Here is a 17,052-nt window from a genome sequence, read left to right as displayed (position 1 = left end):
AGGCGTACGTTCACGTGAATGAGCGCTTGCGCGAGCTAGTTAATTTTTTAATACCCTTCAAAATTGAGTGCGATTGCCATAAAGAACTTGAAAATAAAAATAATAAACCTTAATTAGCGATCAGCAATATGTCATTGTTAATGTGTAATAGTTCAAGGTTCAAGCTTGATCTGAGCTACTAAAAGGTTAGAGCCTTTGTTGATATTTACCTCAAAGAACCAGGCTACTCGAAATGACATCCTCACCTGCTATTACGAACCGACTTTATGCCGGTTCAGTACGTTGAGCTAAAAACAATTAACCAAATAGTGCAGGTTGGAAATAATCCTCTTCTGCATGAGAATCTAAGGCCAATTCATCGTATTCATGTTCGTCATGAGCCAAAAGCTCTGGTGAAACATAAGTTCTGTTAATTATTTGGCATAATTTTTTCTGCTCTGAGACAGAAAGATAAGAAGCTAAAATACCTAACGTATATGGATTATTATTTGTTGCCATTCCCTGCTCAAATCGCCACCCTTCCGTAATTGCCGTATATAGACAATTAATGAGGAAATTGCCCTTATTAATTTTTTCTTGCCAATTTTTTTGCTCTTTATTTTTCGGAATACTCATTAACCAAAATGCAAGACCACGTACACCAGAAGGTTTTTCATCTTTTCCTGCAGTTTGACACACTGAAAAAGTACGATAACCGGCAATAATTCGCGCTAATAACTTTCCTCTGCACCATTCATGCTCCGCTGAAAATTCAGCATTGCGAAATAGCCATTCCAAACGTTGCAATTTGCTAGCTAATGCTTTCACCTCATCACAATACTCCTCATCAATAGCAAAAAGAGACTTAATTTTGCTTTCTGGTAAAGCACTAATATTCTGCGGAGGAATCGTCCAAGTCAGTTTAACCCCTGGAGTTTCACGATCACGGAAATAAACGCGTTGTTGAGATTCTTTAATATGCTCTTTTAGTGGACCTGAACTGTGAAGGTAAATATATTCCATACCACCACTAACAGCTCGCGGAAAAGTATGCGCAAGATAAGGTTTTATTTCTGCATCAGAGAGTACCGTTTTTAATATGTCTACTGCTTCAGTTTTGCAGGTATGTGAAGTTAATAATGTCGGCCGCCAAGAGTTCCATGATAAAATAAAATCAAAAGGCTTTAATCGGGGTTCTGTTCCATTCTCTTTAGCTTTATTTTTCTCTTCAGCAAAAATAATTCTGGAATATTTCTCGTGTAAATAGCGTTTGATTTGTTTACTAGAATTCCCTTCTAAATGATGCTCCTTAGCATATTCATCTACTGCCTGCTGTTGCAAAGTCAAACGCTTGTCACATTCTTCTTGTAAGTGGTTGAATTCTTCTTCAGTCAATTCAAAAGTATTTCCGCACAATCCCTGCCCAAGATCCATAAAGCGAATTTCTTCATGGATTAACCATCCGTGATTACCACTTATATCTAAATCCAAACTCAGCAGCTTTAGAAGCTGCGTATACCAATGCGTTGAGGTATCCGCAGCAGGAACACCATAAAAACCTAATGCATCAATAACCCTCACCTGGTTTGTCTGTTTATCTAATACCGATAAAATAATTCCAGTATGCCCAAAAAAATTGCTCCCAGATTCTGGAAGAAAGGTGCATATGGTTACTAAATGCGCCATCATCTTACTCCTAATATTATCAATAAAAATTCTATACTCATCCATTTTCATGGTTTATTGATCAAATAGAGAAAGGATGCAAGAAAAAGATTATATAAATTGTAAATTTGGAACAAAGTCCAAATCTACAAAACGGATTAACTATAGAAGTTTCCTGCTTTTGTTTGATTTACTTGTTCAAATACATGCTTTGCAGGCGCAAAATCAGGGTGCTGAGTCACCAGATATTGCAACATCATACGTGATAAGAGCTCATCACCACGATCCCAAACATTTAATGCCTCTAAATACATTAAATTAACTGCTTCTCCGGCAATAAAGGGAGCTTTATTCAACACTATAGGCTCAATAAAGCTTACTTTTGCCTGCGCCTGAGCTTCCATACGTTGTAAAGCTTTTCGTGCCTGTGGACTGCCATTCTCACTTGCTTGTTGCAATAATTGTTTTCCTTTAGCTGGAGAAAGCTCTCCTGCAGTTCCATCCAAATAGTAGGTAGCCAATTGATATTGAGCATAAGCATTCTGACGAGAAGCCAATTTCTGATACAACTCAGCCGCCATTTTTGGATTTTTGCTCACGCCTAAACCGTATCGATACATGCGCGCTAAAGCCAGCATCGCTTTTTCGTTATTCTTGTCTGCAGCTGCCTGATAGTATTTCAGTGCGGCGCTAAAATCCATCTTGGTTGTTACTCCGGTTTCCGAAAGTAAGCCCAGTTCATAAAGAGCATTAGCATTCCCTAAATCGGCAGCTTTTTTATACCAGGCCAAAGCTTGCTGCTCATCACGGGCAACTCCCAAACCTTTGAAGTAAATACCCCCTAATTGATTCATGGCTTCATGTATGTGATTATCAGCCGCTTGCGTGAATAATTCCTTCGCTTTACCAAAATCTACTGGAATACCCTTACCATAGAGATACATCAAAGCTAAATTATAAGTCCCAATCGGATTGCCTTTAGTGGAAGCTTGTTCATATGCTTTTAATGCTTGGGGGTAATCATCATCAACAGTTTCATAGAGAAAACCTAAAGCAACAGAAGCCTCTGGCAAACCAGCTGCTGCTTTTTGGTACCACTGTTTCGCCAAATTATAATCAGGCACGCCATTGGCACCAAGCTGATAGAATTGGCCTAGTAAATAGTCAGCCACAATATTATCTTGCTCGGCAGCTGCTGTGTACCAATGTTGTGCACTTGTCATATCTGGAGCAGATCCTAAGCCCTTTTCATCCATATAAGCCAATTTAAGTTGTGCATCTCGGTCGCCTTTTTGCGCCAGCCCTTCATAAATTTGACGAGCTTGTTTCATATTATCGGAACTTTTACTGTCTGCTAAATAATAATCCGCCAACACGATGCCCGCATGACTATTACCCAATTCATACGCTTTAACTAAATCAGGTAAAAACTCTTTCCCTGCTTGCTGTTGCAATACAGCCATATTGAAATCAGCATAAGAAAACTTGTCATTGCTTGATTGTTGCAGTAGTGCCATTGCCTTATCGTGATTTTTCTCAACTCTCCTGCCTTCTACAGTATAAGTACCCAAAATAAATTGACTTACTGCATTTTGGCCAGCCTGTTGATACCACTTCATTGCTTCTTTAAAATCTGGATTAACACCAATGCCACGATCATAGAGCAATCCGAGCAATAAGGCCGCTTTATCATTGCCACCATTAGCCTCGTCTTTAGCAACAACAAACGCCTCTGCCTGACGTTGAGGATTTTGCTCCATAGCGTTGTAAAATGCGAGCGGTAAAAAGGCATTTGCAACACCGTGGTCCACCGCGCCTTGATACAATTGACGAATCAATGTTACTTTATGCTGTTTGGCTTCAATACTCATACCACCATTAAATTCACCTGCCAAGCGATTTGCCAGGTCATATTCAGCAAGACCGTAATTACTAGCAGCAGCTAAATACAACATTGCAATCGCTTGTTCTGGATCCGCTTTAATGTATTGAGCTCCTTCTGGGCCACTAATCCCTTTCGTCAAAATTCTTGAAAGTACATATTGTGATTTTTTATTGCCTTTAAAAGCAGCATCTGTCAATTCGTTAACAGCTTGCACATAATCATTTTTATTCTTTGCATGCTGTAAATATAAAATACCTAAATTATATTCAGCACCCAAATGTTGTTGTTGCCCTGCATTTTGATAAAATACGATAGCTGATTCATCGTTTTGTGCCACGCCAATTCCATACTGGAACATTTGTCCAATTTCAAATTGTGATTGAGCATCACCTAAAATGGCACGATTATAAAGACTATAAAACACAGACATGAAATTCACATGTCGTTGCCAACCTTCCAGCCATTGATCCATCATGCCTACTTCCGGATTAGATTCTGGATAGTAAGCATCAAGATAAGGAGCAGGTAAATCTAAATGTGCTACGACTGGACTATTAATACGAACAACATCTGCTACTTGTGAATTTAAAGGATAAACGGGATAGGTCCATTGATTATCTTGAGTACCTTCTTCACTCTTGTCCATCAGGGCATCATAATAACTAGTAATTGGCACTTCATTAGGTTGTATTAAAACAAACTGAGGTTTAAAAATAAAATGACGAGAAATAGTTGTTAATTTGGGCGCTTGGTTATAAGAATTATCGCCTAAAACTGCGGGATTATTCCAAGCAGTAAATATACCATTCATTTGATACGCAGTCTGCTCTATTTTATCCGTAGTCCCATTGCTAAACCACAAAGCAGCTAAAGCTAAAGCTTTATTAGGACTATTATCTTTATCGTCCTGTGTGGCTTTGTTTTGCCATTGTTTGGCTAAATTAAGATCAACCTCTACACCAATACCTTTAGTATAAAATTTGGCTAATTGACGCTTCGCTTCGCTTGAACCATTTTGTGCGGCTTTCAAAGTCCATAAAAATGCTGCTTTAGGATCATAAACTGGGGTTTTGTTATCCAAATAAATGTCTGCTAACTCTAAATAAGCAGTATCATTTTGATAATTTAAAATTTTATCAAACCATTGCTGCGCTTGCTCTTTGTTATTTTGCTCTAATTCAGCTCTACCCAATCCTACCATTGCTGGTGCAAAACCTTGAGCAGCAGCTTGATTAAGTAAACTCATGCCTTTCACTACATCTTTATCAACCATTTTACCAGAAAGATAAAAAGTACCGAGCTTAGTTAATGCTTGAGGATTATTATTATTGGCCGCTTTAGTTAACCAAATAAGGCCTAGCTTATTATTGGTTGCATGGCGGCTCTCAAGGAAATTTTCTGCTAAGGTATATTGCGCAATGGCATTACCATTTTTTGCTGCATCAATATAATAATGAATGGCTGAATCTTGATTTTTCTTCACGCCAATACCATATAAATAGGCTGCTGCCATAAACATTTGTGCATTTACATCACCAGCAGCAGCTGCACGCTTGAACCAGGCTACAGCCTGTTGTGGATCTTTATCATGCAATAAAGAGTATTTCGCCAAAATCTGAATGGCTGGTAAATATCCCTTTTGTGCTGCTTGGGTAAAATAGCGCATCGCCAATTGAGTATTTTTTAACTGCCCATATCCATAAAAATAAAGACGGCCTAAGTAATAATCAGCAACCGGATTTTTGCCGCTTTGACTTAGTAAAGATTCGGTTGCCTTATTATAATTGCCTAATCGATAGGCGCGGAAATCATCAGCTAAAACATTTTGACTCGCTGTTGCTGCTAATAAAAATACCCAAGATACTAGCGATTTCATGAACATTCTCCCTCTTTACATGGCAATTCAAATACAAATTCAACACAGCAAGTCTTATTGCTGAATTTGGAGTTATACCCCAGGTATTATTCCGTAATGTACTACATCATTAACGGCGCCGTTTCTTGTATTACCATCTGATACCCAAAAATTACCTTTATTATTTAATCCAAATTTTACATGCACATATTCACATACTTTGATGGCATCCGCACAGTCCACAATTTTGCCATAAGATTGTTTACCATCACCTAAAGTACAAATAAATCGTACTTGAGACTGCCCTGTAGCCAGAGCTGCCCATTGATTGGGAGCAATGGTATGATTAACACGCGTTGAATATTCGCTGTCCTCATCCAGCATTTGATAAAGACTTATAGTTTGTGGCAATTTATTATATAAAAAATAGAGTGACTGTAAGGCTCCTTCTTTTCCAGGGAATAAAGACAATACTTTAAGGCGTTGTTCATAACCTACAGGAGTACAACCGATTGGAAACCGTGCTTCTTCTTTTGCTGTTTTTTGCAATGCATCTTCAGCATTACCTTTGGCTTTATCAGCTGCCAACGACATGGATGATAGCCCTAGCAAAAGCATTAATGAAACCGAAGCGAATTTTATCAGGTTATTCATCATATTTTCTCACTGTCATTGATGGGGCGAACAATCACCACAGTTCCCATAAAATTGTTGCGTTCGCTTGATAATTCAACAAACTCATGGTTTAACCATTTAGCATCTTCAATAAACATTCGTACACAGCCATGACTTGCTCTAACTCCTGGGATATCATCAGAACCGTGCAACGCAAATCCTTTATGGAAGTACATGCAATAAGGCATTTTTGCGCCCCCTTTACCTATAGGAAATACATCAGAGGTACATTTTTCATTTTCTTTACTGAATACTCGGAAAATTCCAGTTAAGGTACGGCAAGAACGATTTGAATCAGAACAACGGTCTCTTCCAGAAGAGATAGGCCCCCAACGCACTAAATTTCCTTGCGTATCATAAGCTGCCCAAGCTAATTTATCCTGGTCGATAATGATTTCTTTTTGGTGATCATCTGAGAGTTTCAGTGGAAAAGGAGATACATCAAGCATAGAGATATAAGCTAAGTTCTTAGGAACAGCAATGACCTTTCCTGCCCATAAATGATTGTAGGTACGATTGATTCGTTGCACAATGTCGCGTTTCTCGGGATCCGGAAATAAACGTTCCCAAGTTTGCCCTGATTCTACTTTGATGCAATCATACTGTGGATAGCCGCATAAGCCCGTTCCATAGAAACCTGCATTGGCTACAGCCCCCATAAGCATTATCCATGCGGTTAATAGTATTTTCTTCATATGCCGCCCCCTAACTCTCTTTTTTATTATTACATGCAAGATTTGTGCTTAAATTTCAAGTTACATTTAAAATTATTATTTTGAGCAGATATAAATTAAGTTTAGTATCAATCTCTTTATTTTTGCCAGCAATTTACATTTAAAAACAAACAATAAAGTCCAGAGCATCATATAATTTAAATTTCACAATTAAATTTTATGCAAAAATAATCACATTATTCGTTCCAATAATCGCTCAATAGCGCTAAATTCTGCGAACAAGCCGAGAGCGTAGCAAAACGAATGAAACCTTGTGCACGATTAATAATGAGTTTAGTTAAATAGAGAGATAAAAATCCTATCGTTTAGTAATTAGCTCAACCCATAAGAAGTTGTAATTGTTGAAGGCTCATTATTTTCTTCATTATCAGGATGATCATCTTCAGTTTTATTATAGGGCGTTAGATAATGATTAAAGTCTTTTTGAGTGGCAAAATTTTCATAAGAGAGCTTTTCCATGGAATTAATAAGCGTGTTTAGAGCCTTATCAATATTTTTTTTAGAGCCTCCTTCCATAAAAGCATCATACTCATTCTTAAAAGCTGTCTTTTTTTTATCATCCAAATTAAGCAGGCGTCTTCCATGAATCATTCCACCAATAATAAATTGCTTGCAAAGAAAATGTAAGCATCTTCTAAATACTTCCTCGTTGGTGGCTTTTTGCAACTGATAAGCATCTTTTAAAAAAAGATAAATCTCTTCACTACCTCTATTTTTGAAAAAAGATTTAACATTTTCCTCAGTGTCATTTTGAATAGTAAACCTTAACAAATGACATAGACAATTTTTATTCCCCAGACACATCACGAACTCCTAAATTATAATATTTCTTGTGGTTGAAAAGAAATCATAGATAAGCAGGTCCGAAATTCTAACCTATTAATTACCATAAGGGACTGAAGTTGCCCCATAACCATAAGATGTCTCCTCCAGAGCCTTTTCCTCCTCCCTGGTTAAGGGGGTATTTTCAGAACTCATATTTTCTTTATTTTTATTATCTTTTTTAGGATCTTCCTCTTTCACTGAATTTTTATGTTTTTTTCGAAAAAACTGAAGCATTTTCATCACTCCTATTTAAATTGAATTTTTTGACTTCCATTATAGCAATATGACTATTTGATGACGTTCATTAGCAACCTTAAAAAAAGCGTATTACTCCAATATTATTCTAGACTTCTTGGGCATGAAAATAATGATAAATGCGTAAAGCCAAATGTTCACTGATGCCAGGAACTTTGGCAATTTCTTCCACAGGTGCTTTCGACAATTCACGAATCCCACCAAAACGATGTAAGAGTGTTTGTCGTCGTTTTGCTCCGACTCCTTCGATATCCTCCAAAGTAGATTCAAGACGCTTTTTATTTCTTTTTTTACGGTGAGCAGTAATTGCAAATCGATGGGCTTCATCACGAATATGTTGCAACAAATGAAGTGCCTTAGATTCATCGGATAAACTGATTTCATGCTCTTCGTGAACTAAAATCAATTTTTCCCATCCAGCCTTGCGTTCAGGACCCTTAGCAACGCCAAGTATAAACACGTCGTGAACATTAAGTGAATCAAGTACTCGTCGCGCTACACTCACTTGTCCTTTACCTCCATCAATAATTAATACATCAGGTAATGATTGTGCCTCAAGTAATCGTTTAAAACGGCGAGTAAGCGCTTGCTCCATTGCCGCATAATCATCTCCTGGGGTAATCCCTTCGATATTGAAACGCCGGTAATTACTATTACTTGGTCCTTCGCGATCAAAAACCACACAAGAAGCAATTGTTGCTTCTCCCTGGGTATGACTAATATCAAAACACTCCATCCGTTCTATTGGTTTCTCCAAACCTAAAAATTGTTCCAATTCTTGAAAACGCGAATGCATAGTCGAATGTTTGCTGACAAATTCGGCAATAGCAACTCGTAGATTATTCATAGCAAAATCCAACCATCGTGATTTGGTTCCACGTGGGTTAGTCTGGATTTTACAGATTTTGCCACGCTGTTGACTTAATAACTCTTGCAAAGCCTGATGATCAATTAAGGCATGATGAGTAATAATCAATGGCGGAATTCGTTCTGGCGTATCTAAATAATAAAAACTAATAAAGGCATCAAAGGCTTGTTGCCATAAATCGGCCAAACTCAGTTCCTCTTCTAGACTTTGCTGTGGAACTGAGGGGAAAAAGCTTTGGCTAGCAATAACTTGGCCTTCACGAATGGTAACGCATTGAATGCAAGCAAAACCTGGAGTTACCTCAATGGCAATTGCATCAGCATCACCATTAAGTTGCATCATTCCTTGTTGCTCTTGCACTAAACGCAGATTTTTAATTTGATCGCGAAGCACTGCTGCCTCTTCAAAATTTAATTCTTGGACTGCTTTATCCATACGTGTGGCTAACTCATCAAGGAGTTGCTGACTTTTGCCTTGTAAAAAGCGGATCGCATCTCGCACTGAGCGTTGATACTCTTCAGTTGAAATATAACCTACACAAGGTGCAGTACAACGGTTTATCTGGTATTGCAAACATGGGCGAGAACGCGTATTGAAATAACTGTCACGACAATTACGTAGTTTAAATACTTTTTGAATAATCACGATGGTATCTTTAACCGCTGTAACACTGGGATAAGGGCCAAAAAAATTGCCTGATAAAGGTTTCTTTTTCGAGCGAAAACTCTCAATACGTGGAAAGTGGGAATGCTTAGAAAGATGGATATAAGGATAAGTCTTATCATCACGTAAAAGTACATTGTATTTAGGACGTAAGGTTTTGATTAAATTACTTTCTAAAAGTAATGCTTCCGTTTCACTGCGCGTTACCGAAATTTCAATTGTCGTAATTTGACTCACTAAAGAGCGTGTTTTTGCCCCAGCATTTTGTTTATTAAAATAACTGGATACCCTTTTTTTAAGATTGGATGCCTTACCGACATAAAGCACAATACCTTCCGCGTCCAGCATACGATAAATGCCAGACTCATTAGGCAATTTCGTAAGAAACTGCACCAATTCTGGAGAAAAATTTTGAGTACTCATTTAATAAATTATAGTCAATCATCCGAAGCTAAATCGATGGGATTTTCTATAATTCCATGCTTTAACGCCAAATAAGTTAGCTCCACATCGTTTTTAATGCCCAATTTTTCAAAAGTACGATAACGATAACCATTAATCGTTTTGGAACTGAGGAATAAGCGGTCACTGATGTCTTGGACATTCATGCCGCTGGTAATCATCAGCATGACTTGCATTTCACGCTCTGAAAGCATATTAAAAGGTGAACTTTGAGCTTCTTGCAGACTATTAATTGCTACTTTTTGCGCAATTTCTGCACTGAGATAACGCTCCCCTTTCGCTACTTTACGTATGGCAGCAGCCATTTCTTCAGCACCTGACTCTTTAGTCAAGTAACCCATAGCCCCAAGTTGCAATACCCGTGTAGGTAATACATCAGAACTCATTGCCGTTACAGCAATAACTTTCACATGGGAATTAGATTTTTTTAAACGCCGAGTCACTTCCCAGCCATCAATGCCAGGCATTTTCATATCGAGAAGCACTACATCTGGAACATGCAATTTTACCAAAGATAAAGCTTGCTCACCACTTTCAGCGTCAGCAACAACATCAATATCCGACAAATCTTCGAGTAATCGTCGAATCCCCATTCTAACCAATGCATGGTCATCAACAATTAGTACTTTAATCAACAAAATGCTCCTTGGCCTACACGCCAATGACCAACGCATGAAAGTCGATGTTAGCAAGACTAGACATGCATTACAATAGAGGCGAATTTTAGCGAGTAAAATATGATCTATTCCGCATAATTTTGGTCAAACTTATGCAAATTCTTAAATACTAACAAGCGAGGATATGAACATTCGGATTCCCCGGCTCAACTGAAAAAAGCGGCGGAAATTCGCCTAATTCACGCGTGCGCACTAATAAAGTACTGATATCAGATAATACAAAATCATATAAAACTTGATAATTATCAATCACAAAATAAACTGGTTGTAACATATCAATGCGATAAGGCATGCGAAATGCAACGATTGGATCAAAAAATACACGCAAAGGAACATCGCTCTCAACACTGTATACAGTCTCACTAATCGAAGAGAGAATGCCACCACCGTAAGCACGCAATCCTTTTGTCGTTTGGATCAAACCAAATTCAACGGTATACCAAAACATTCGCTGTAATAAAGGCCAGTCATATTCAGGAAAATCCAAGACCTTACACGCATAATCATGCACAAATTCAGCATAAACCGGATCTGTAAGCATGGGACAATGCCCAAAAATCTCATGAAAAATATCCGGCTCTTTCACATAATCCAATTCCTCTTCAACACGAATAAATGTAGCTACTGGAAAATGTTTTTTCGCTAATAATTCAAAAAAATCACGTGCTGAAATTAGCGCGGCAACAGGAGTAACTTGCCAGCCTGTTATTGCGCTTAAACGCTTATTCAGATCAGGAAGTTGAGGAATACTCTGTGAGGTAATTTCTAAAGCCTTCAATCCTGAAATAAACTCATCACATGCCCGATTGGGTATCAATTTCATTTGTCGTTCAAATAAAATATTCCAAACTTTATTTTCTTGTGCTGAATAATTTATATACCCTTGAGCGTCGGTAACATGTGCTACATAACGGCTTGAAAACTCCATATTATCTCCTGCACTCAAATAAATCATAAATAATATCAGTATTCTATGTATCCGGGATTAAATCTCAGAAGATGACAGAAAACTCTATAGGTAAGCAATTTATCTAATTTGTAGTTATTAGACAATCCACCAAAAATGTCAATACCATTACTGATTTTTCAAAAACTATGATACCAAGCGAACTGTATCCGCACCTACGGAGTTCTGCGTAAAACTATCCGTTGTCGATGTATAATCCGTAGCGAGACGATCTTTAATGTACTGAATTCGCCTTGCCAGAGAACCCTCAGGATTGCACAATTTTATCTTATCCAAATCATTTATTAGTGCTTCAAGGGAAGCTTTATTTTGATTTTGCATAAATTTTTTAACTAACAAAGAAACTTCTCGAGTGTGGTGGCGGTTGAAGTGTCCATGAAAAAAGCGCATTAGCATTGAATCATTTTTTGTATAATCATTTAGGAGAGCTAAGGCTTTATCTAATTTGGTTTCTAATTTTCTCTGATTCACAATTACCGAATAACTGTGCGGAGTGTTCTGAAGATTTTTAAGCCATGTATGCATTTCAGAAGTTATAGATGGTCCCGATTTACTTCTTTCTAATTTAATTTTTTCGGGGTAATAATTTGCATATAAAAGATAACCCTTTTTGAAAAGATCACAATTTTTCCGTTCTTTAGACTTATTAATAACAGATAAAATAACTTCTTCAGAAGGCCTCTCATTTAGTTTAATTGTGAGACTTTTAACTATATTCCATAGGTTTTGATGGTCCTCTGGGTTTTTAATGATCCATTGAAAGCAGTGCTTTAAAGATTCAATAATTGCTCGCTGACTAAATACATTCCTTGTATCATTTTTGACTAAAAATTCAAGTTCTTTGCTTTGACTCAATGTTCCTCTAAAGATACAAGAACGCTTAGCAATTTCATAAAAAATATGGTCGTATGATTCTTGATATTGTTGAGCTTGGTAACGGTTATAAAAAAAGGAGAATAAGCCTGTAAAACGTTCCTTGGTGGTCTCATGAATTTTTTTTATTGCACTGTTAACTCCTTCATCATCAGGCTTAATTTCGGATTCATTACATAAGTATTCGATAATTGCCAAATGCCCTTTTTCCGTTGCCTTTTCCAAAGCACGATTTACTCCCTCAACATCAATAAGTTTTTCAGCACATAAATAACGAATTGTTTCTAATTGCCCGCTCGCAGCTATGTCACCTGCAATCCTATTAATAGCCGTCCTATCCATTTTAAAAAATTCTATGTATTCCTTAAGCTTATCTAATGATGTTGCATGCGCTATGTCGGGAAATAATGATGCTATGTTTTGTGCAAAATACTCGTGGTGTTCTAAGGATGAGAAATGAAAATAATGAAGCACATGCCAATGAGCGTTTCCTCGGGCAAGACCATATCCGCTAGTCCAAGCGTTTTCGCTTGGCGAAAACTGCTTTTTTCCCTCATTGAGAAAATAGTTGATAATATCTAACTGGCCTGTTTGACAAGCATAGATAAAAAATGTATCTCGTTCATCTTCATTAAATGTTTCTAAAGTGGCGATAGAAGTAATAACGTTTAAGTTATTTAACTGAATTGCCTTGCATACACAATTTTTAAGTAGTTCGGGATAAAAACCTATAAAGTGGCGCTTATAATATTTTAGAAATTCCAAAAGTTGTTCAAAATTAAGTGATGGAATTATAGTACCAGAGATAATGTTCATAAGCATTTTCTTGAAGGATTCGTTTTGTTCAACTATGGGAAATCTTCCTAAAATATTCTCAATAGTCTCTATACTCTGATAACATTGTACAGCCCATACCAGTTGAGAATCCAATGTAGATGACGGATTTAAAAACCGAGAATAAAGATCATCCAAAGTTTTTTGCTCTTTTCTATATGCTAACCAGTCTAATATACTGTAGTTTTCTTTATCTTTAATTTTTAAATCAATGTCGGAAATCGATTCCAAAAATAAATGATCACCTTCTTTAATCTTTGAAAAATTTTCTCTCTGTACTTTGTTTAACTTACTGTAGGAGGAATGATAACTTTGCCAAAAAATGTCATAATAATTGGGTTCATCTTCATTAACATTCACAAATGGAAAATGTTGTTGCAATTTAGCTTGCCAAAACGTTTTATCTCGAGACAATTCAAGTAATTGTTTATCTACTGTACCTAGATTTGATAATTCTCTTCTTGAAAATTTTTCTATTATTTTTAATAAAATTTCATCTGGTAATAATGTTAATTGAGAAAGACTTAGCTTAGGCATAAAAATCCACATATGTACTTATATTAAACATATAATACATTTTCTGTTTATTTAAATCAATGTGCGAGTAGTATCACGTCGAAGTTAGCAACCTTATATTGCTATTCCCCCCGCGGCTAATATGAGCATGAGACGTTTTCGGTCCAAGTTTATTTGATTTAAGGGTTGTCTATCTTGAGTTAAAAGCCATTCCTTATGGCAGTTTCAAATGCCAGATAGATTAGGTTTATAGAAGTTCATGATAAAGTGATGCTAATTTGGTTTAAATACATTACCTCATGAAGCTATCACTTAACCTGTGTGATTCAAAGCCTTAAGAAAACCGCCAGTTCACTGTACCTTGAACACCATTATCCTGAGTTTTACCACCTATCTGAGCTAAATAGCCGACAATAAAGTGTAAACGATCATTGTGTGTACTCATATCAATGCCTGTATCAATCAAAGCTGCATCACGAGCAATCGGCACGCCAGTAATAGCGAATGGATTGCTGCCACTAAATGCAAATAACGACGTTGGGTTAATCGCATCATAGGCATGTTGCCATCCTATTAAACCACGTGTTTGCCATACGAATTGATTCGTTTGCCAAAGTAAACCATTAAACCGTACACCGAACGTACTATAAACCATTTTGTCTGACACACTAAAGCCATTCAATGCGCTAATTCCTCCATACTCATGAAATGAATTGCTACGAACATCTATATAAGCTAATTGCGCTATCGGCTCCACACGATGATACCTATTTGCATAAAAATCATAGCCTAATTCACCAAATACTTGTCGAGTGGGTAACTGATTGCGCGAATGAAGTGAATCAAAAACACCAGGAAATGCTACTATGCGCTTGATATGTAGGCGATGCCATTCATAACTTCCACCCACATGAAAAGCCAGTCTTGACCAACGAGTGCCTGTGTAAATTCCTAAATACGCATTATTGCTATCACCTTGCGAACTTAAAGCCGGCATCCTCAAGTCCGTTTCACCAAAACCACTCACAATACCCGTCTGCCATTGATTCATTATGGTTGTATCCGCACCAATGAATACTCCCCCATTGCTTCGCTCTAGTGACGCGGTGTTCGCTGTTGGAGTAGAAAGCTTGCCCCAAGCGCCATAACCCTCCAACCATAATCCAGATTCCCTGCAATGCTTCTTTGATGAAGAAACTAATAATTCTCCCTCACTACACACCCTATCCAGACGATTGAGCACCGCATCGCGGACATAGCGACTTTCTTCAACATAAGCACTCATGGCTGCTGCATGAATTTGACCTGATAAACTATTAAAGGCCAACTGTGCTGTCTGTGCATCAGACAAATTGGTCATCGCTATGTACAAAGGATTGTTGGGATTTAACACCCCTATGCTATCTAACGCGTTCGCTACAGAAACCTGATTAGGTGTTATTGCAAATGTTGCGAAGGCTATCGCATTACGCATGATGTTGAGGTATACATCATTGGGTCCATAAGACAATGATAAATTTAAAAAAGGACGTCCTGCAACTTGCAATACTGTCGGGTTGTATTCACCTATAACTCCATTCGCAGCATGGAGAATAGGCAAGGAGGTATTTACTGCATACATGCCATCGTCATTAATTACATTCACATAAGCACTATTGCTTAGCGTTGCACTACCTAACACATTAATAAAATCGTGTGCATTACCTAATATGTTAACATCATAAACGGAACTGGCTGACTGATTATAATTCCCATTAAACGTCAATGTACCTATCGAAGAAAAACCTCCAGGTTGAATGTGGCCATTTATCGTTGCTGTACTTCCAATACTACCAGATACACCAGTACCTGTTAGAGTTCCGGAAGGATCCACGATTAAATCACCCCCTAGCGCATTGTTAATCGCCAAAATGCCGTTTGTTACATTGGTTGTCCCCATAAAACCTGAACTGTTACCATTCAACATTAAGGTACCAGCACCCGCCTGAATTAAATTCCCCGTGCCACTAATAACGCCTCCATAGGCTAATGAGTCTGAACGATCAAACACCAAGGTTGCATTGTTCACTATGTCAGTTTGCACACTGCCACTTGTCCCTCCATTGCCTAGTTGTAACGTACCTGCAGTAATAGTTGTTAACCCTGTATAAGTATTATCACCAGTTAGCGTTAAGGTCCCTGTTCCTTGCTTGACAAAGCTCCCTCCACTACCAATAATTTCACCAGCAAATAGCGTCGAATTAGCAGTTCCTTCAATCAAAGTCTGGCTACCCAAATTAACAAATGACCCTGCAACACCTGATAAATCCTGAATAGTTTGCGGTGAGGAAGAGCCTGATATATCAAATGTAGCGCCAGGAACAGTTAAATTTACGTTAACAGTGAATGAGAGAGAACCCGAGCCTACCAATGCCAAAGTGCTATTGGCTATTGTTGTTTCACCCGTGTACGTATTGGCATTGGTTAAGACTAATGTCCCTGTACCCAATTGAATTAAGCCACCACTACCACTTATCACACCACCGTAAGTCACCGTATCAGAACGATCAAATGCCACAACTGCATTATTTATAATATTGCCTTGAATACTACCGCTTGTACCTCCATTGCCGATTTGCAATGTCCCTGCATTTACTTGCCAATTGGTTGTGATACTGCTTGAATCAATCAGTGTCCAGGTACTGCTGCCTGTTTTTACGTAATTACCAAAGTTTCGATATTGCGCACTGGGGCCGATCGCTGACATATCAAACGTAGCATTCGCTGTTCCTCCTAAACGTAATGTATCAGCAGCACTACTAAACGCTACAACATTCCCGGTGATCAAAGAACCTGCTTGCAATTCCAAGGCATTAGGACCACCACCCGAAAAAGTAATCGCATTGGTACGAGCCCCTGCACCTGCAGCACCAAGACCGCCACTGATTGTGCCCGAATTAGTAAGAGTAAGACCACCCCCGATAATACCAACACCTCCGATACCAGAGGAATCACCAACCCCACCGTTACCCCCACTAATAATGCCGGTATTAATAAGAAAGGCACCAGGTATATCGAACTGCACACCAATACCACCATCGCCACCAGAAGCACCTGGAATAGCACCATTACCACCGTTACCACCCAGACCACCAATAATTTGACCATTGTTAATATTCATACCACCACCTGTAACTATAGCCCCGTAACCACCAGCCCCACCGCCACCACCTCCGCCAATTAGAGCAAAACCATCCCCCCCCTGCTCCTCCATTACCTCCAAGCAAACTACCGGTGTTAATAATTATTGAGGTTCCCATTCCATTAACATTCCAAACCC

The 17,052-nt window shown here is 38.1% G+C and carries 11 protein-coding genes; all 11 read right to left on the bottom strand.

The window, feature by feature from the left end; genetic code table 11:
* Positions 1-297 precede the first annotated feature (297 nt).
* Positions 298-1,668 carry a hypothetical protein gene (locus QM652_RS09180; protein WP_415075045.1) on the bottom strand — a complete coding sequence of 457 codons (1,371 nt, stop codon included), beginning with the start codon at positions 1,666-1,668 and terminating at the stop codon, positions 298-300.
* A 134-nt stretch (positions 1,669-1,802) separates the two neighbouring features.
* On the bottom strand, positions 1,803-5,405 hold the full coding sequence (locus QM652_RS09175; RefSeq protein WP_415075043.1) for a tetratricopeptide repeat protein: 3,603 nt from the start codon (positions 5,403-5,405) through the stop codon (positions 1,803-1,805).
* Between the two features lie 72 nt (positions 5,406-5,477).
* Positions 5,478-6,038 carry an endopeptidase IV gene (locus tag QM652_RS09170; protein WP_415075071.1) on the bottom strand — a complete coding sequence of 187 codons (561 nt, stop codon included), beginning with the start codon at positions 6,036-6,038 and terminating at the stop codon, positions 5,478-5,480.
* Positions 6,038-6,754, bottom strand: coding sequence for a L,D-transpeptidase (locus QM652_RS09165; RefSeq protein ID WP_415075041.1), 717 nt, complete (start codon positions 6,752-6,754; stop codon positions 6,038-6,040). Before QM652_RS09165 ends, QM652_RS09170 begins: the two co-directional genes overlap by 1 nt.
* 351 nt (positions 6,755-7,105) lie before the next feature.
* Positions 7,106-7,597 (bottom strand): hypothetical protein, encoded by a 492-nt coding sequence (locus tag QM652_RS09160; RefSeq protein WP_415075039.1) that lies wholly within the window; start codon positions 7,595-7,597, stop codon positions 7,106-7,108.
* Between the two features lie 75 nt (positions 7,598-7,672).
* Positions 7,673-7,852, bottom strand: a complete 180-nt coding sequence (locus QM652_RS09155; protein WP_415075037.1) for a hypothetical protein — start codon at positions 7,850-7,852, stop codon at positions 7,673-7,675.
* A gap of 109 nt (positions 7,853-7,961) precedes the next feature.
* Entirely contained in the window at positions 7,962-9,827 is a 1,866-nt protein-coding gene (uvrC, locus tag QM652_RS09150) for an excinuclease ABC subunit UvrC (protein WP_415075035.1), read from the bottom strand.
* Positions 9,828-9,841: 14 nt separating this feature from the next.
* Entirely contained in the window at positions 9,842-10,501 is a 660-nt protein-coding gene (gene letA, locus QM652_RS09145) for a two-component system response regulator LetA (RefSeq protein ID WP_415075033.1), read from the bottom strand.
* A gap of 151 nt (positions 10,502-10,652) precedes the next feature.
* The gene (gene phhA / locus QM652_RS09140; protein WP_415075031.1) at positions 10,653-11,471 is read right to left on the bottom strand and encodes a phenylalanine 4-monooxygenase; all 819 of its coding nucleotides are present in this window, start codon (positions 11,469-11,471) and stop codon (positions 10,653-10,655) included.
* Between the two features lie 165 nt (positions 11,472-11,636).
* Positions 11,637-13,766 carry a DUF5617 domain-containing protein gene (locus tag QM652_RS09135; RefSeq protein ID WP_415075029.1) on the bottom strand — a complete coding sequence of 710 codons (2,130 nt, stop codon included), beginning with the start codon at positions 13,764-13,766 and terminating at the stop codon, positions 11,637-11,639.
* Between the two features lie 301 nt (positions 13,767-14,067).
* The gene (locus QM652_RS09130; protein ID WP_415075027.1) at positions 14,068-16,986 is read right to left on the bottom strand and encodes an autotransporter domain-containing protein; all 2,919 of its coding nucleotides are present in this window, start codon (positions 16,984-16,986) and stop codon (positions 14,068-14,070) included.
* Positions 16,987-17,052: the final 66 nt, after the last annotated feature.

Source organism: Legionella sp. (assembly GCF_047605385.1).
Lineage (GTDB): Bacteria > Pseudomonadota > Gammaproteobacteria > Legionellales > Legionellaceae > Legionella.
This window is presented reverse-complemented; position numbering and strand designations above follow the sequence as displayed.